Annotated in this window: 14 protein-coding genes; 10 read left to right on the top strand and 4 right to left on the bottom strand. The window is 38.7% G+C overall.

Annotated elements, in window-relative coordinates; genetic code table 11:
* Positions 1 to 23 precede the first annotated feature (23 nt).
* The 5 genes from purM to CC204_RS04000 all read left to right on the top strand — a co-directional run bounded on the left by purM (position 24) and on the right by CC204_RS04000 (position 5063).
* A complete protein-coding gene (gene purM, locus CC204_RS04020) occupies positions 24 to 1064 on the top strand; it encodes a phosphoribosylformylglycinamidine cyclo-ligase (RefSeq protein ID WP_088268933.1) in 1041 nt (346 codons plus the stop codon).
* A 2-nt stretch (positions 1065 to 1066) separates the two neighbouring features.
* Positions 1067 to 1651, top strand: coding sequence for a phosphoribosylglycinamide formyltransferase (gene purN, locus CC204_RS04015; protein WP_088268932.1), 585 nt, complete (start codon positions 1067 to 1069; stop codon positions 1649 to 1651).
* Positions 1648 to 3189: a bifunctional phosphoribosylaminoimidazolecarboxamide formyltransferase/IMP cyclohydrolase gene (gene purH / locus CC204_RS04010; RefSeq protein WP_188634463.1), complete on the top strand. Its 1542-nt coding sequence runs from the start codon at positions 1648 to 1650 to the stop codon at positions 3187 to 3189. The genes purN and purH overlap by 4 nt, the downstream gene beginning before the upstream one ends.
* A 12-nt stretch (positions 3190 to 3201) precedes the next feature.
* Positions 3202 to 4473, top strand: coding sequence for a phosphoribosylamine--glycine ligase (gene purD, locus CC204_RS04005; RefSeq protein ID WP_088268931.1), 1272 nt, complete (start codon positions 3202 to 3204; stop codon positions 4471 to 4473).
* A gap of 101 nt (positions 4474 to 4574) precedes the next feature.
* Entirely contained in the window at positions 4575 to 5063 is a 489-nt protein-coding gene (locus tag CC204_RS04000) for a type II toxin-antitoxin system Phd/YefM family antitoxin (RefSeq protein ID WP_088268930.1), read from the top strand.
* 55 nt (positions 5064 to 5118) lie between these two features.
* On the opposite strand, the gene CC204_RS03995 is transcribed toward CC204_RS04000, so the two are convergent.
* From CC204_RS03995 to CC204_RS03985, 3 genes are all read right to left on the bottom strand, one after another.
* Positions 5119 to 5871: a TIGR03915 family putative DNA repair protein gene (locus CC204_RS03995; RefSeq protein WP_088268929.1), complete on the bottom strand. Its 753-nt coding sequence runs from the start codon at positions 5869 to 5871 to the stop codon at positions 5119 to 5121.
* Positions 5861 to 7174, bottom strand: coding sequence for a putative DNA modification/repair radical SAM protein (locus CC204_RS03990; RefSeq protein WP_088268928.1), 1314 nt, complete (start codon positions 7172 to 7174; stop codon positions 5861 to 5863). Before CC204_RS03990 ends, CC204_RS03995 begins: the two co-directional genes overlap by 11 nt.
* 154 nt (positions 7175 to 7328) lie before the next feature.
* Positions 7329 to 8141: a Cof-type HAD-IIB family hydrolase gene (locus CC204_RS03985; protein ID WP_088268927.1), complete on the bottom strand. Its 813-nt coding sequence runs from the start codon at positions 8139 to 8141 to the stop codon at positions 7329 to 7331.
* A 183-nt stretch (positions 8142 to 8324) separates the two neighbouring features.
* Between CC204_RS03985 and CC204_RS03980 the strand changes: the two genes are divergently transcribed.
* From CC204_RS03980 to CC204_RS03965, 4 genes are all read left to right on the top strand, one after another.
* Positions 8325 to 8921 (top strand): DUF1361 domain-containing protein, encoded by a 597-nt coding sequence (locus tag CC204_RS03980; protein WP_088271649.1) that lies wholly within the window; start codon positions 8325 to 8327, stop codon positions 8919 to 8921.
* Between the two features lie 71 nt (positions 8922 to 8992).
* Positions 8993 to 11269 carry a 5'-nucleotidase C-terminal domain-containing protein gene (locus CC204_RS03975; RefSeq protein WP_088268926.1) on the top strand — a complete coding sequence of 759 codons (2277 nt, stop codon included), beginning with the start codon at positions 8993 to 8995 and terminating at the stop codon, positions 11267 to 11269.
* Positions 11270 to 11574: 305 nt separating this feature from the next.
* On the top strand, positions 11575 to 12981 hold the full coding sequence (locus CC204_RS03970; protein ID WP_088268925.1) for an NCS2 family permease: 1407 nt from the start codon (positions 11575 to 11577) through the stop codon (positions 12979 to 12981).
* A gap of 147 nt (positions 12982 to 13128) precedes the next feature.
* On the top strand, positions 13129 to 14325 hold the full coding sequence (locus CC204_RS03965; RefSeq protein ID WP_088268924.1) for a multidrug efflux MFS transporter: 1197 nt from the start codon (positions 13129 to 13131) through the stop codon (positions 14323 to 14325).
* Positions 14326 to 14601: 276 nt separating this feature from the next.
* Here the strand turns inward: CC204_RS03965 and CC204_RS03960 are convergent, their stop codons facing one another.
* Positions 14602 to 14793, bottom strand: a complete 192-nt coding sequence (locus CC204_RS03960) for a YjzD family protein (protein WP_088268923.1) — start codon at positions 14791 to 14793, stop codon at positions 14602 to 14604.
* A gap of 108 nt (positions 14794 to 14901) precedes the next feature.
* Between CC204_RS03960 and dnaE the strand changes: the two genes are divergently transcribed.
* Complete coding sequence (gene dnaE, locus CC204_RS03955; RefSeq protein ID WP_088268922.1) at positions 14902 to 18234, top strand: DNA polymerase III subunit alpha; 3333 nt, start codon at positions 14902 to 14904, stop codon at positions 18232 to 18234.
* Positions 18235 to 18397 lie beyond the last annotated feature (163 nt).

Raw genomic sequence — 18397 nt, 5'->3', positions numbered from 1 at the left:
CTCAAATGACAGGAGGAACACAGATGGCAAATGCCTATGCAAAAGCTGGTGTAGATGTTGAGGCTGGTTATGAAGTAGTTGAAAGAATAAAAAAACATGTGAAACGAACCGAACGCGCTGGTGTGATGGGTGCTCTTGGAGGCTTTGGCGGATGTTTTGACTTGAGTATGGTGGATGTGAAGGAGCCTGTCTTGATTTCGGGAACAGACGGGGTAGGAACAAAATTGATGGTCGCACTTGAGGCGGATCGACATGATACGATCGGGATCGATTGTGTGGCAATGTGCGTGAATGATATTGTCGCACAAGGAGCGGAACCACTATATTTTCTTGACTATATAGCAACTGGAAAAAATGTTCCAGAACGTTTAGAAAAAGTTGTTGCTGGAGTTGCCGACGGGTGTCTTCAAGCAGGAGCTGCATTGATTGGCGGTGAAACGGCTGAGATGCCGGGGATGTACGACGAGTCAGAATATGATTTAGCAGGTTTTGCAGTCGGTGTTGCAGAAAAAAGTCAAGTAATAACCGGCGATTCAGTAAAGACAGGAGATATTTTGATTGGTTTACCGGCAAGCGGTATCCATTCGAATGGCTATTCCCTTGTTCGTAAAATCTTTTTTGAAAAACACGCGCTTACAGGCACGTCGATCATTCCGGAGTTGAATGAAACGCAATTGTCAGATGAGTTATTGAAACCAACTAAAATCTATGCCAAAGCTATGCTGCCTTTAATTAAACAAGGGTTACTAAATGGCGCAGCGCATATTACAGGAGGCGGCTTTGTGGAGAATATTCCACGTATGTTGCCAAAAGAGCTATGTGCAGAGATTCAATTAGATTCATGGCCTAAGTTACCAATATTTACAACGCTTGAAAAATATGGACAAATACCTGAATCGGAAATGTTTGAGATCTTCAATATGGGAATTGGAATGGTGTTAGCTGTTTCACCGCAAAAGGTTGACGATGTTCAAGTTATTTTAAGTGAGGTTGGCGAAACGGGCTATGTCATTGGAAAAGTATTGCGAAGAGAAAATCAGCCGATTCTATTTAAAGAGGTGTGAAAATGAAATTAGCTGTATTTGCTTCAGGAAATGGCAGTAATTTTCAAGTGATTGCAGAAGCAGTTGAAGCAGGAACGATCCCAGGAGAAATCAGTTTGTTATTTTGTGATAAAAAGGATGCCTATGTGATTCAGCGGGCACGAACTTTATCGATTCCTGTTATTTCTTTTTCACCTAAGGATTTTGAATCAAAAGAGATTTATGAGGCGGAGTTGCTCCATCTACTTGAAGAAGAACAAATCGATTTGATTATTTTGGCAGGTTATATGAGAATTATTGGAGCGACATTATTGGAAGTTTTTGCAAATAGAATCATCAATGTTCATCCGTCGCTGCTGCCAGATTTTCCCGGTTTAACAGGCATCAAAGATGCTTTTGAAAGTGGCGTGAAAAAAACGGGAGTGACGATTCATTTTGTTGATGCTGGCGTGGATACAGGTCCGATCATTGCTCAAGAATCTGTGGCTATTGAAGCTGCCGATACATTGAGCGATCTGGAGAAAAAAATTCATGCAGTTGAGCATCGTTTGTATCCAACTGTTTTAGCACAAATAATTAAATCACAACAAGGAGAGAGTTTTTTATGATGAAAAGAAGAGCACTGGTCAGCGTTTCAGATAAAACAGGGATCGTTTCTTTTGTAGAGGGATTGATTGCACTGGGGATCGAAATTATTTCTACTGGAGGGACGAAAGCAACTCTTGATCAAGCTGGTCTTCCGACTCTCTCAATTGATGAAGTAACTGGTTTTCCAGAAATGATGGACGGACGGGTCAAAACACTGCATCCTAACATTCATGGCGGATTATTAGGACGTCGCGACGTGCCTTCTCATATGGAAGCAATGGAGCAGCATGACATTCGACCGATCGATTTTGTTTGTGTGAATTTATATCCGTTTAAAGAAACGATTTTAAAAGAAAATGTCACAGAAGAAGAAGCGATCGAAAATATTGATATTGGTGGTCCTAGCATGTTACGAAGTGCTGCTAAAAATCATCAGGCAGTCACTGTTGTTGTTGATCCCGCAGATTACCCATTGATTTTGTCTGAGCTGAAAGAAAATGGACAGACAGCTCTTTCTACCAGAAAAAAATTGGCGGCCAAGGTTTTTCGTCATACGGCTGCATATGATGCATTGATTGCGGAATATCTGACAGATTTAGTCGGTGAGGTAGAACCTGAATCACTTACGTTGACTTATGAATTAAAGCAATCACTGCGATATGGTGAAAATAGTCATCAACAAGCAACCTTTTATCAAGATGCTTTACCAACGGCTTTTTCAATCGCTAGTGCACAGCAGCTGCATGGAAAAGAATTATCCTATAACAATATTCGGGATGCGGATGCAGCGATTCGAATTTCTAGAGAATATTCGGAACCGGCAGTTGTAGCGGTGAAACACATGAACCCTTGTGGTATAGGGATCGGTCAAACGATCGATGAAGCATACCAATATGCGTATGAAGCTGATCCTGTGTCGATTTTTGGCGGGATCATCGTGTTGAATCGTGAGGTAGATATATCAGTAGCTGAAAAGATGCACCAGCTGTTTCTTGAGATCATCATTGCGCCGAGTTTCTCAGAGGAAGCGCTGGAACTGTTATCAAAGAAAAAAAATCTACGCTTAATGACCTTAGATTTTTCCAAAAAAGATCAAGCGTTAAAAGATGAAAAAATCTCTGTTTTAGGAGGTTTGCTGATTCAAAACCAAGACGTCATTACTGAAACAAAAGACGATTGGCAAGTTGTGACAAAAAGAGTACCTAGTGAAAAGGAATTAGCTGCGCTTGAGTTTGCTTGGAAAGCTGTAAAACATGTAAAAAGTAATGCCATCGTTGTGGCGAATAATCATCAAACACTTGGGATCGGAGCAGGTCAGATGAATCGCGTTGGTTCTGTTCAGATTGCGATTGAACAGGCAGGCGCAGCGATCGAGGAAGCAGTTCTAGCCAGTGATGCCTTTTTCCCGATGGGAGATAGTGTGGCTTATGCTGGAGATCATGGCATCAAAGCAATCATTCAGCCGGGCGGAAGTATCAAAGATCAAGAGTCGATCGACATGGCTGATAAGTATGGAATTGCAATGGTCTTTACAGATGTTAGACACTTTAGACATTAAAAGGAGAGTAGCATGGGATTAAATATTTTAGTGATCGGAAGCGGCGGTAGAGAGCATACGATTGCTCAAAAATTGTATCAAAGTCCGAAGGTTGATTCCGTTTTCTGTGCAAAAGGGAATGCTGGAATGAAAAATGATGGGATTCAACTTGTTGATATCGCTGAAGATGATCATGACAGCTTAATCAAGTTCGCCAAGGAGCAAAAAATCGATTGGACATTTGTTGGTCCTGAACTTCCTCTTTTAAATGGAATCGTGGATGATTTTACCGCCGCTGGTTTATTGATTTTTGGACCAACAAAGGCCGCTGCATTGATTGAGGGTTCTAAGGATTTTGCAAAAGAACTAATGAATCGATATCATATTCCGACAGCAGAGCATCAGACATTTTCTGACTTCGAACGAGCAAAAGCGTATGTTCTTGAAAAAGGGGCGCCGATCGTAATAAAAGCGGATGGTTTGGCTGCTGGCAAAGGTGTTGTTGTGGCAGAAACAACTGACGAAGCTATTGAAGCACTTGAAGATATGCTTAAGGAAAATAAGTTTGGACAAAGTGGCGCTAAAGTTGTTGTGGAGGAATTTCTTGAAGGAGAAGAATTTTCGCTATTAGCTTTTGTTCGTGAGCAAGAAGTTTATCCAATGGTGGTCGCTCAGGATCACAAGCGTGCATATGATGGCGATTTAGGTCCGAATACGGGTGGAATGGGTGCGTATGCACCTGTACCTCAAATTCCTCAATCACTTATTGACGAAGCTATCTCAACGATCGTAAAGCCGACAGCGCTTGGAATGATCGAAGAAGGAAAAGCCTTCACCGGGATTTTATATACGGGTTTGATCGCAACTTCTACTGGACCGAAAGTAATTGAATTTAATGCGCGTTTTGGCGATCCGGAAACCCAAGTTGTTTTACAGCGCTTGAATAGCGATCTGGCTCAAATTATTGATGATCTATTACATGGGGAAACACCAGAAATTGAATGGAAGCAAAATGGGTATAGTTTAGGCGTGGTGGTTGCAGCAAAGGGATATCCGGGAGACTATCAAAAAGATCATCCAATCCCATTTGCTTTTGATGCTGAAGATGAACATATTTATTATGCAGGCGTAAAAGAAATGACAGGGCAGCTTCTTTCAGATGGCGGACGTGTGTATTTAGTTGAAGCAAGTCGAGATACGTTGAAAGAAGCGCAGGAAGCAGTCTATGATCGCCTAGAAAAAATGGACACGACATGCTTGTTTTACCGTAAGGATATCGGTTTTAAAGCGATTGATTCAATGTGAAGTAGATATTCTCACAATTTTCATTCATACAAGCAATTCATAAAAAGCCCTTCACACAGTTTATCTGTATGATATAATCGTCTAGGAAGGGAAGTTGACGAATGAAAAGTGAAAAAGAAATTTCTGTTTCGATCACAGATGTGAAGCAGTCGCCGATGACTGTCTTTGCTACAGCTAAGAAAGAACAAACAGGCGTCTATATCTATAATAGAAATAGAGTTGCAGGGGTCATGCTGACAGTGGAACAGTATGAAGCTTTATTGGAAAAGCAGTCTGCTCAACAAGATCCAAAGGTGAAAATCGCTCAATTGAACCAGACGATTCGGCAAAAAATTGCTTTTGGCTCATTGATATCAGCCAAAAACTTAGATGAACAGCTTGTTAGTCTAGGCTTTATTACGCGCAAAACAGAATCAGACAACTATAATGAAATGATGAATGAATTGAACGAGACGGGTAAAATTGATTATCAGCTTCAGAAAAAAGAAGACCGTACCAATATTTTTGCTGAAGTCATTGGTGAACAAAGCAACCAATCACAGTTACCAGATAAATTGATCGTGAAAAAGGTTCACCTTAGGATCGATTGAATGGAATAGAAAAGAGCGCGACAAAACATACTAGTATGTTTTGTCGCGCTCTTTTCTATTCTCTAAAATCAATCATATTTCCGCGAAAACGTTTAGGCAGGTGGGATAATTGAACTTGTTCGTTTCTGCGTTCTTCAATGGTTACAGCTCGAAGAAAGGTTCGCCAATTGTCTTGAACTTCTTGTTCACAAGTCTGAGCGTGAAATGTTGGGGGATCTGTGTTTTCGATAAATCGAATCTGAGCTTGTTCGATGATTCCTAGTAAACGGTGAGTTTCATCATAAATCATGATTGTTTCATTTGGATATCTCTGTGCAAAATGTGGACATAAGTAAGGTAAAGAAAAGTGCTTAGGTGCAATTTGACTGTACAGGAAAGCCCCAACATATTCAAAGCGAACAAATCCCGTAAACAAATGAACTTCACTGAACAAAGCCTGTAAGGACTTTTGTAAAGCAAGAATCGAAGGATGTCCTAAATGATTGATCAATAAGTCTTTTGTTGATAAAGCAATTTGAATTGCATCTAATAAACAACGTTCTTTTTCTTTTAATGAACAATAAAAGCCATCGATAATAAATTGAAGATTTTCTTTCCGCAGTCGTTGTTCCAATCGGTGATAGATTTTTTTTGCCAGCTGTTCATCCGTCTCGAACCATTCGCTAATAAAGAGACTTTCAACAGCATTTTCAGGAGACAAAATCATTTCCGGAAAATAGTTCTTTTTAAATGCATGGTAAACGATCGTTAAAAATCCATAATAACTACCGTCATATTCCCAAACTTCATTTGATTCTTCAATTGACATAACGCATCTCCTTATGTTTGGTCGCTTCAAAGCGTTCCACATCAAATAAAGACAACTGCTCATGTTTGGATTGCGTATTTACTTTTTTTAATGTGTCATACTGTTTGGAGGAAATTAAAGAAGTGATTATCCATTCAGGCTCTTGAATCAATCCTGCTTGAACAGCGCCGTTGCAGCTGACAAAATACTGAGCTCGTTTAACAACGACGCCTAATTTTTTTAGGTCAGACAAATGTAATTTATAGTATTTTCTTGCTTTCACAATATTTTGAGCACTTTTTGGTCCGATGCCTGGTATTCGTAATAGTCGCTCGTATGACGCAGTTTGTACATCAACAGGAAATTGCTCGTAATTTTGAACAGCCCAATTTGCTTTAGGATCTAAGTATAAATTGAAATTAGGTTTTTCTGGCGACAAAATTTCATCAGCAGAAAAGCGATAAAAACGTAAGAGCCAATCAGCCTGATACAATCGGTGTTCTCGCAGCAAAGGTGGATCGGTCGTAACTGCAGGTAATAATGAATCTTGATTTACAGGGATATAGGCAGAGTAATAAACACGTCTCAAATCATATTTTTGATAAAGATTTTCAGCAATTTTAACGATGGAATGATCGCTTTCCGGTGAAGCACCAATAATCATTTGTGTAGACTGTCCAGCGGGCACAAAAGAGCTTTCTCTCTTTAGCGCTGGAACCAAGGATAATTCTTTCTTCTTATGGGTGATTTGCTTCATAGGTTTGTATAAAGCAAAGGGATCTTTATCTGGTGCTAAAAGCTTGAGGCTTTCACGTGAAGGTAGTTCAACATTGACACTCATTCGATCAGCAAGAAATCCAAGCTCTTCGATCAACTTTTCATCGGCTCCAGGAATTGCTTTTACATGGATATAGCCCTTGAACCCTTTTTCATGACGTAAAATCTTTAGGGTTTTGATCAAAAGCTCGCTTGTATAATCAACATTTTTTATAATAGCAGAGCTTAAAAATAAGCCTTCAATGTAATTCCTCATATAAAAATCCATTGTTAGATCGGCGACTTCCTGCGGTGTAAAAGTGGCACGGGGAATAGCATTAGATTTTCTATTGATGCAATAGTGACAATCAAAAATACAAGCATTTGTAAATAGTAGTTTTAGTAAGGAGACACAACGTCCATCACTTGTGAATGAATGACAAATCCCAGCTTTTGCTGTGCTGCCGACAGAGCCTGTGCGCTGATTATCGGCAACACCGCTGCTGGAGCAGGAGACATCATATTTGGCTGATTCAGCAAGGATCTCAATTTTTTTAGATAAATCCATAACTATTCCTCTTTTCTTAATTAAACGAACGTGTGTTCTTATTTTATCAAGAAGTATAAGAATTGTAAAGATAAAAAAAGACTACTGCATAATTCAAACTTGTGCAGTAGTCTTATAAAAATTATCATGATCTGATAAATGTAGAAAAATCATATTAATGATCATTTAAATCTAAATATCGAGTTAAGTAATCAGCTAAACCATCATCATCATTTGTTTTTTCTGTAATATCATTTGCGACCGATTTGATTTTATCTGTCGCATTTTTCATTGCCACGCCCCAACCAACGTAATCAAGCATTTCTTCATCGTTATGTTCATCACCGAATGCCAGAATATCAGCGCGATTGACATTAAGGAAGCTAGCTACTTGTTCAACGCCTTTCGCTTTTTGAATACCTTTAGAAACGATTTCCAAGATGGGTGTTGGACCTCCCCAAGTTCTGACATCAACGTATTCACCATATTGTTTCATTAAAGAATCTGAAACATTTTTTGCTTGATCATGTGTTGTACGAACCATCATGGATGTTGGATCAGTGACTAAATTTTTCGTCGTAAGTAGATTGCTTGGTGTAGCTTCAGATGCGAAGAAAGCTGGATCAAAATAATCTAATGTGTCGATGTAAAAGGTTTCTTTATTTTCAGCCGCAACAAAGTCAAGGTTCAATGCTTGTTTCTGCGCCAATATGTCAAAAACTAAGTCTCTTTTGATGCCTGTCTCTTTTTCATCCGCCCATTTTTTTTCTGGTAAATGAACAAGTGCACCATTAAAGTTGACCATTGGTGTTGTTAATCCTAATTGACGGTAAAATTGACTGCTCATACGGTATGGGCGTCCTGTCACAATGCTTACATAGTGTCCATGATCGATTGCTTTTTTCAGTGCTTTTTCTGTTGTCGGGCTAATAAGGGACTGGTTATTTAACGTTGTGCCATCTAAATCTATTGCAATTAATTTTTTCAAGGTGATTCCTCCAGGATGTTTTCTTAAGGATAGTCTAGCATAAAATAGGAGAATAACAAGTTTTCAAGAAAATTTTCTATAAATTTACGCTTGTGATACACTTGATGAGAAAAGGTGGTGGAGCAGTTGAATCAAAAATTTCGCTGGATGATTCGCATTGGAACAATTCTATATTGTGTGTATATGTTGCTGTATGCAAAAAGCTATCAATTTATGGCACTCAATGTATTTCTAGCCTATATTCCGATTGAAATTAGTTTTTATTTTGAGCGGGTCAAGTGTAAAATGTTTTATTTCTTGGCAGCTTTTTGGCTGATTTTTTATCCGAATGCGCCATACCTATTTACTGATTTCTTTCATTTGGCCGAATTGACGATCTATCAAGGAAGTAATCAAATTTTTCTTCAATCGATACACGATTGGTTTAGCTTTGTTCTTTTGTCTACTGGTATTTTGGTATATGGCCTTTTAGGGATGGACACCTTATTTTCGCTAATGGATGAAGCAAATAAAAAAGGAATCATGACGAAACACTGGCAATTTGGACTAATCACAGTCCTGATTTCTAGCTTATCAAGTCTAGCGATTTTTGTCGGACGCTTTGATCGTCTACATAGTGTCCATCTATTTACCAAACCTGTTCATACATTACAGATAATTTTTTTCCAATGGTCGCAGGAAAAATGGTTGTTCGTCCTTCTGTTTACAGCCTTTCAGTTGATTTTACTTGGGATGATTTTCAGCTTAAAACAGCAAAATAGAATTGATAGAAGTCATTGACAGGGTGTTTGGAACTTGTTACTCTTTAACTAAGTGATTAAATAGGGAATAAACGCGAAGGAGTATACAGGATGAAAAAGTGGCAAAATTCGATACTAACGATTCTATTTGTTATTGGTGGAATCAGTAGCGGAGTTGTGTGGGACAACGAGGCTGCACAAGCAGAAACAACGGAAAAACAATCAACATCTGAACAGGTAGAATCATTTGATGAAGGAGAGCTGATTCCTTTTCAGCTTTTAGGAATCAACGATTTTCACGGTGCATTGAATACAACAGGATCATTTTATGATGACCTAGGAAATAAAGTTGAAAAAGCTGGAACTGCACCTTTATTAGCTGGTTATCTCAATCAAGCTCAGGAACAGTTTTCAAAAAATAATAAAGGTGGACAAACTTTACGTGTACAAGCTGGTGACATGGTTGGAGCAAGTCCGGCAAACTCAGGACTACTTCAAGATGAGCCAACGATCAAAGTTTTGAATCAGATGGATTTTTCAATAGGGACACTAGGAAATCATGAATTTGATGAAGGGCTGGCAGAATTCAACCGAATCATGACTGGTACAAAACCAGTTGATGATCCATATGGTATTTTGACGGCCTATCCAAGAGAAGCTTCCAAAACCCAAATAGTTATTGGGAATGTGGTCAAAAAAGGTACCGAAGAAATTCCATTTGGCTGGCAGCCGTATACGATCAGGGAAGTTGGTACTGGGTCTAATAAAGTCAAGGTTGGTTTTATTGGGGTGGTAACGACAGAAATTCCTAATTTAGTGTTGAGAGAGCATTATGAAGCTTATGATTTTCTAGATGAGGCACAAACGATCGCTTACTATTCTAGCCAGCTGAGAAATCAAGGGGTAAATGCGATCGTTGTTTTAGCTCACATTCCAGCAACAAGTAAAGCAGGAAAAGTGGAAGGCGAAGCAGCAGAAATTCTAAATGAAGTCAATAAAATCTATCCTGAAAATAGTGTTGATGCTTTTTTTGCCGCACATAATCATCAATATACCAATGGTGTAGTCAATAATACGAGAGTTGTTCAATCAACAGCACAAGGGAAAGGTTATATCGACCTTCAAGGAACCTTAGATCCAACGACCAATGACTTTGTGAAAACACCAGATGCAACTGTTTCAGCGGTTGATCCAGCAGGAAATAAAACACCAAAAATCGATGAAAATGTAGACAAAACAGTCAAGGATGCTAGCGAGCGGGTGGCTGCTGTGACAAATAAGAAAATCGGAACCGCCAAGGATAACCAACTTATTACTCGTGAAGTCAATGAATTCAAAGAATCTCCTTTGGGAAATTTAATTACAGATGGTCAAGTTGCAATGGCCAAAGCTCAAGGGATCGATGCTGACTTTGCGATGACAAATAATGGCGGTATTCGAGCAGATTTGATCGTAGGTGAAAATGGTGAGATCACTTGGGGTGCGGCGCAGGCCGTTCAACCATTTGGAAATATCATGCAAGTTGTTGAAATGACAGGAGCTCAAATCCAACAAGTATTGAATGAGCAATATGACGAAGAAGAACGCTATTTTTTACAAATTTCTGGTTTAACTTATACATTCGTTGAAACAGATGATCCGAATCAGCCATATGTAGTGAAAGAGATGCATAAGAAAGATGGAACACCGATCCAAGCAGAACAACCTTATTTAGTTGTGATTAATGATTTCTTGTTTGGTGGAGGAGATGGCTTTTCCGGTTTCACTGAAAGCCGTTTGGTCAATGCGATTCAACCAGATACAGAGACCTTTATCAGCTATATTGAAAGTAAGGAAGCAGCGGGTGAATTGATCGAAGCTTCGATTGAAGGGCGTAAAACGTTGGCTAAATCAGTTGAGCCGGTGGAACCAACGCCGGAGCCAACAGATAATGATCGATTAAAAAAAGCGACTCTTTTCGATCCATTGTATGAAGATGATGAGCTTTTACGAGGAGTAACATTACCGAATGCTACGATAGCTATTTTTGTTGGTGATTTACCTCAAACACTAACAAGAACAGCGGAGCCGTCAATAGGTGATCTTCAAGGACAAGCAGATGGTGATGGGATCATCAAACTAAATGTTGCGTCATTGAAACTTGCAGGAAAAGAGAAATTGACCGCTTTGGTGATTGACAGCGAAAATAATCAGGCTGTTTTTACGATCCCTATTTTGCCGAAAAAGACAGAACAGAATTTAACAACAGGAGATTCTGACCAACTTTCTGAAACTGCTGGAAAAAAAGAATTGCCAAAAACAGGTGAACAATCAACTACGGCGTTAGTTATTTTAGGTTGGCTATCTGCTGGATCGACGGTAGTGTTTTTCTTGAAAAAGAGGATTTAAAGAGGTATGAATTAGTATAAAGTAGAGACACGTGATAACGAAGGTTATTGCGTGTTTTTTTATAAGTGTAAAACACGAACATTAAAAATAAAATATCGGTTTAAAGTTAATATTTTGTTGAAAAGCGAAATATTCTAGCTTATACTTTATAAGTATTCGTCAGGAAATAGGAACGAGCACTTATTATTTTGATCAGTAAGTATTGACTGATTTAATTATTTTCCTGAGAGCATATTTTAGTAAGGCGAAGAGTTTTTACTGAAAAGTAAAGGACTTGGACAAAGAAAAGGGAGAGACATAAGTAAATGGAGAAGTTTTTCAAACTGAAGGAAAACAAGACAAACGTTTCAACTGAAATGATGGCTGGGGTAACGACATTTTTTGCAATGAGCTATATCTTATTTGTAAATCCATCGATTTTATCACAAACAGGAATGCCGTTTCAGGCAGTCTTTTTAGCAACGATCATTGCCTCTATCATCGGTACGTTGATCATGGGGCTTTTTGCAAATGTTCCGTATGCGCAAGCACCGGGAATGGGGCTAAATGCGTTCTTTACATTCACAGTTGTCTTTGGTTTAGGTTATACATGGCAGCAAGCATTAGCAATGGTCTTCATCTGTGGGCTGATCAATATCTTGATCACAGTGACGAAGATCCGCAAATTGATCATCAAAGCAATTCCTGAAAGCATGCAGCATGCGATCGGTGGAGGAATCGGTATTTTTGTGGCTTATGTGGGTATCAAAAATGCGAAATTACTGGATTTTACTGTACAAGCTGAGCCAAAAAATGGTGTAGTGAATGGAGATAGTATTGTTCCGGCATTAGGGAATTTTAACAATCCGGAAATTATCTTAGCAGTGATCGGCTTGGTTTTAACAACTGTTTTAGTTGTGTTGAATGTTCGTGGATCTATTTTGATCGGAATCGTCGCAACAACGATTATTGCGATACCGCTAGGTGTGGTGGACTTGTCTGCCATCAACTGGCAGCAAAATTCTTTAGGCAACTCATTGGGAGAGTTGAAGACAACTTTTGGGGCGGCTTTTGGCGCTGACGGGATGCAATCGTTGTTTAGTGATGCATCAAAAATTCCTCAAGTATTGATGACTGTCATTGCTTTTAGCCTATCTGATACCTTTGATACGATTGGAACATTTATTGGAACAGGGCGCCGAACTGGGATTTTCTCAAAAGAGGATGAATTGGCTTTAGAAGATAGCAAAGGATTCTCAACGAAAATGGACAAAGCATTGTTTGCGGATGCTGTTGCAACATCGATAGGTGCAGTGTTTGGAACATCAAATACGACGACTTACGTGGAAAGTGCAGCTGGGATCGGAGCTGGAGGTAGAACTGGCTTGACATCAGTAGTAGTCGCTGCAATGTTTGCTTTAAGCAGCCTATTTTCACCACTGATTGCCATCGTTCCTGCTCAAGCAACAGCGCCAGCATTGATTCTTGTTGGGGTAATGATGTTAGCTTCCTTCAAAGATATTGAATGGACGAATCTAGAAGAAGCCGTTCCGGCATTTTTTGCTTCGATTTTCATGGGCTTATGTTATAGCATTTCATATGGTATAGCAGCTGGCTTTATCTTTTATGTGATCGTAAAAGTAGCAAAAGGAAAAATTACAGAAATCTCGCCGATTCTTTGGATCGTAAATGCTTTGTTTATTTTGAACTTTATTATTTTAGCGATTTTATAGTTTTTGATTTTAAACTGGAGAAGTGTAAAACAATGCTGGAAAGACAGTTTTGTTTTACACTTGTTTTTTATTTGCTGAAATTTTTTTGAGAGATTACACTTTTTGGAGTATAGTTAATAGTGAAGAACTTGTGAGGTGTAAACGGATATGAAAATTGATTGGAAAAAGAACTTGATGGTTGCCTGGTTGGGGTGTTTCTTTACTGGTTCCAGTATTAGTTTGGTCATGCCTTTTATTCCTGTGTATGTAGAACAACTGGGAACTCCGAAAAGTCAGATAGAATTATTTTCAGGTCTAGCGATTTCAGTTACAGCATTTGCTGCTGCCATCGTAGCGCCGATCTGGGGCAATTTAGCAGATCGTAAAGGGCGTAAGTTGATGATGATTCGGGCAGCAGCAGGCATGACGATCACGATGGGAGCGTTAGCCTTTGTACCAAATGTCTATTGGCTTTTGATTTTGCGTTTTTTTAATGGGATTTTATCGGGGTATATCCCAAATGCAACAGCGATGATTGCCTCACAGGCACCTAGGGAAAAGAGCGGCTGGGCGTTAGGAACGTTGTCGACGGGTGCCGTAGCTGGAACATTGATCGGTCCGTCGTTTGGCGGCGCATTAGCCCAGTGGTTTGGTATGGAAAATGTTTTTATCATTACAGGTGTTGTTTTGCTGATCACTACGTTGTTGACTGTTTTTATGGTAAAAGAAGATTTCAAACCAGTGGAGAAGAAAGATTTATTGAGCACAAAAGAGATTTTTGCTCAAATGGATCATGTATCTGTATTGATTGGCTTATTTATTACAACACTGATTTTGCAAATTGGTGTGACCAGTATCAGCCCTATTTTAACGCTGTATATTCGTTCGTTGAGCAGCAATACAGGAAATATTCTGTTTGTCAGTGGGTTGATCGTTTCGGTGGCAGGGGTGTCAGCAGTAATTTCATCACCAATTTTAGGGAAACTGGGAGATAAGATTGGGAATCATAAAGTCTTATTGGCTGGGCTTGTTTTGTCACTGCTTTGTTACATTCCGATGGCTTTTGTTAAAACGCCTTTTCAACTAGGGCTGCTGAGATTCATTTTAGGCTTTTCAACAGGAGCATTGATGCCGTCGATCAATACTTTGATCAGCAAACTTACACCAACTGAAGGGGTGAGTCGGATTTATAGCTACAATCAAATGTTCAGTAATTTTGGTCAAGTATTGGGTCCGATGATTGGATCAACGGTTGCTCATGGAATGGGTTACAGCTCTGTTTTTATCGTGACGGCCTGCTTTGTTCTTGGAAACATTTGTCTGTCCCTGTTTAATTTTAGAAACATTTTAACAAAGAAATTATAAACACTGGTGATTTTTAGAGAGAAAATCAAAGAGCAAAAAGGAAGAGTAAAAACAGCTTTGATCATTTGTTAAGCAGTCTGATTTTCAGGCTGTTTATTTTTATAATGATCAAAAACTAAATAAAACAAACATCCAGCTATCTAGCATGTAAACTAGATTGAGGGGATAAAAAAATAGACGACATGACCAATCAAACAGTGTATAATCAAGAATATGATCTACTATTTGACGGGCTCAATCGCCTATTATCAATTGGTATCAAAGATTAAAAATGAATTATTGCACTTGTTTTCTCGTTTCTTTTTTCGGTAGTGCAAATTGGCCGATCAACAGAATAACAAAACCGCAAATCAATGATATAATAGTTGTTAACATGAAATCATAGGTTCCGTTTGTTAAGGCACCGCCGATATAGCCTACGACTTGACCTAGTATAAAAGACCACAACAATACAAGAATGTAACGCATGGCTCACACCTCTTTTCTAGCTTTTAGTTTAGCACAATTTTTCTAAATGTAAAGAATTTGAAAGTGACAATGTTGATTTAAAATGACAATACGAAAAGGAGATGTCTTATGCGCTTTCCACAGTTAAATACGATTACTTCTTATTCCTTGCTTTCTAGTACCATACGCATCCCAGAACTTGTTCGGCAAGCTAAAAAACTTGGTTACAAGACATTAGGGATCACGGATATTAATGTGCTGCACGGAGCTATCGAGTTTTATGAAGCATGTAAAAAGGAATCAATTCAACCGATCATTGGCTTAACCTTAGAATATACACCGCAAAAGGCAGAACAAGCAGCTAAACTTCTATTATATGCAAAAGATCTTCAGGGATATCAAAATTTAATGCAAATTTCAACAGCTAAAATGACGAGCGAAAAAGTTTTTTATATAGAATCAGTCCGCGACTATTTATCTCATTTGTATGCGGTGATGCCTTCTGATACTGGTGAAGTCACTGCGGCTTTTAGAAAAGGTGAACAGGAAGGGGCGGAAACACTTGCTCAATTTGTACAGCTATTTGATGCTGATTCTTTTTATATAGGAGCATCAGTTACCAGTAATCCAGAGTTAGACCCTGAACTGTTCGACTTCTATACAAATCAAAAGCAACCGTTGATCGCTTTACAAGAAACACGCTATTTACATCGAGAGGATGGTTTTGCATTAAAGGTTTTAGCGCATATCGATGAAGGGCAACAAATGTCGTTGAACGCGGAAGAAACAAAAATCGAAGGTCCATTTTTTTTAAGAAATCAAGAGGATGCGGCAAAACTACTTGAGGTTAAAATTGGCAGAGATGCACTTGAAAATGCAGCTCATGTCGCTGCATCATGTTCTTTGGAAATTCCTTTACATCAACGCTTGTTACCACATTATCCAATTCCAGATGGACAAGAAGCAGGAGCCTTTTTAAAAGAATTGTGTTTAAAAAAGCTCCCAGAAAGAGTACCAGAATTTTCTTCTGTTTATGAAGAGCGTTTGGAAAAAGAGCTGGATATTATTCATACAATGGGTTTTGATGACTATTTCCTAATTGTTTGGGATGTTATGGCTTTTGCTCATGAAAGAAAAATAGTTACGGGAGCTGGCCGTGGTTCGGCTGCGGGATCGCTTGTTTCGTATGTCTTGTCGATCACAGATGTTGATCCGATCAAGTATGATCTGCTTTTTGAGCGTTTTTTAAATCCTGAAAGACATTCGATGCCCGATATCGATTTAGATATTCCAGATAATCGCCGTGAAGAAGTGCTGCTTTACGTTCGGGAAAAATATGGACATTACCACATGGCGCAAATCGCAACTTTCGGTACAATGGCAGCAAAGATGGTCTTGAGAGACGTTGCTAGAGTGTTCGGTCTTTCGCAAAGCGAATCGAACCGTTGGTCAAGTGCGGTGCCGAATGCATTGAAAATGACGTTGAGTACTGCATATGAAGAATCAAAGAAATTAGTCGAGTTAGTTGATTCATCCGAAACCAACCGCTTGCTATTTGATACAGCTAAACGTTTGGAAGGACTTCCGCGTCACGTATCGACTCATGCAGCTGGTGTAGTTATCAGCGATTTGAATTTGCTTGAATTAGTTCCGTTACAACCTGGAACAAACGATATCTTACTCACCCAATTTACGATGAATGACGTTGAAAAAATCGGTTTGCTAAAAATGGATTTTCTTGGATTGAGAAACCTATCTATTCTGGATGATACGATCAAAACAGTTAAGCGAGTCTATCAAAAAGAAATCATACTAAACCAAATTCCTTTAGATGATGAAAAAACATTAGCTCTCTTTAGACGAGGAGAAACGAGTGGTGTTTTTCAATTTGAATCAGCGGGAATTAGAAATGTGCTAAGAAAATTAGGACCGACAAGTATTGAAGATATTGCTGCTGTCAACGCATTGTATCGACCTGGACCGATGCAGAATATCGATCTATTTATTCGCAGAAAAAAAGGGTTGGAGCCGTTAAATTATCCTGATAAAAGCTTAGAATCAATTTTAAAGAATACCTATGGAATCATAGTTTATCAGGAACAAATCATTCAAGTGGCTTCTCAAATGGCTGGTTTTAGTCTGGGACAAGCTGATATTTTACGTCGAGCTGTCAGTAAGAAGAAAAAAGATGTGTTGGATGAAGAAAGAAAACACTTCGTAGACGGTGCAATAAGTCAAGGACATGATGAAAAAACAGCGAATATGGTATATGACTATATTGAGCGTTTTGCCAATTATGGGTTCAACCGCTCGCATGCCTTTGCTTATTCTTTCATTGGGTTTCAAATGGCCTATTTAAAAGTTCATTACTCTGGCGCTTTCTATGCTGCGATCTTACATTCTGTTCGGCATAATCCCAATAAAATAAAAGAGTATATCGGAGAAGCACGGAAGAATAAAGTTGTGATTTTACAACCATCGATCAATACGAGCCAATACAGCTTTTATTTAACCAATGACGACCAGATTATGTTCGGTTTTAGTTCCTTAAAAGGCATACGGAGAGATTTCATCCATAACATTTTACAGGAACGCAAAGAACGAGGAGCCTTTCAATCCTTCGATCAATTCTTATTACGCATCGATCGTAAGTGGCTGAAGGCAGAAAATATTCAACCATTGATTGCGATCGGTGCATTTGATGAGCTTCAGCCAAACAGACGACAGTTAGCGGTCAGCCTAGATAGTGAAATTCAAAATATTATTTATAGTGGCGGCAGCATGAACCTTTTAGAAGAAACCTTAAAATTGAAAGAAGTAGAAGTAGCTGACTATACACTTGAAGAAAAGTTGGAGCAGGAAGAACAGTACTTAGGTGTTTATCTGTCTGGGCATCCGACAGAAGAATTTAAAAAAACGCGAATTGCTAAGCAAACAATGCTAATCAGTGATGTCGTAGAAAATCAAGCTGCCCGTTTGCTGATTTATGTCAAGGATGTTCGTGTGATTCGTACGAAAAAAGGGGAACAGATGGCCTTTGTTGAAGGAGATGATCTGACAGGCTCATTGTCACTGACGCTGTTTCCAACTGTTTTTAGATCGTTAAGACAAAATGTAGAGCAGAATCAAGTTTATTTCGTTGAGGGAAAAGTAGAAAAGAGCAACTATAATCAGGAACTGCAGCTTTTAGTCAATAGAATTGAAAAAGCCAGCGAGATCGAACAAAGTATTAGTGCAACAACTTGCTACCTAAAAATCACAAAAGAAAAAGACCAGAAAGATATTTTAAGCAATGTTAATCAGCTGCTCAAACAAAATAAGGGCAATGTACCTGTGATCCTTTATTTTGAAAAAGATGGAAAGAAATTAGTTCTCGGAGAAGAAAACTGGTTGACGGACACAAATGAAGTAAAAGAACAGCTAGCAAAGATTTTAGGAGCTGAAAATGTCGTTTTCAAATGATTTACGGTAAATAATACTAATTGTTTTCATCTTTTTTCAATTTTTTCTTCTTAAATCAAGACATTTTGCACTATTAATGGTAAAATGAGTGACGTAATATTTTTGAGTATTAATAACTGTGACAAAACCTGTTACAGCTTAAAAGTATATTATTATGAGGTGA

The organism is Enterococcus wangshanyuanii (assembly GCF_002197645.1).
GTDB classification, from domain to species: Bacteria; Bacillota; Bacilli; order Lactobacillales; family Enterococcaceae; genus Enterococcus_L; species Enterococcus_L wangshanyuanii.
Note: the sequence above shows the minus strand (reverse complement) of the source record. Positions and strands in the feature narration are given on the sequence as shown.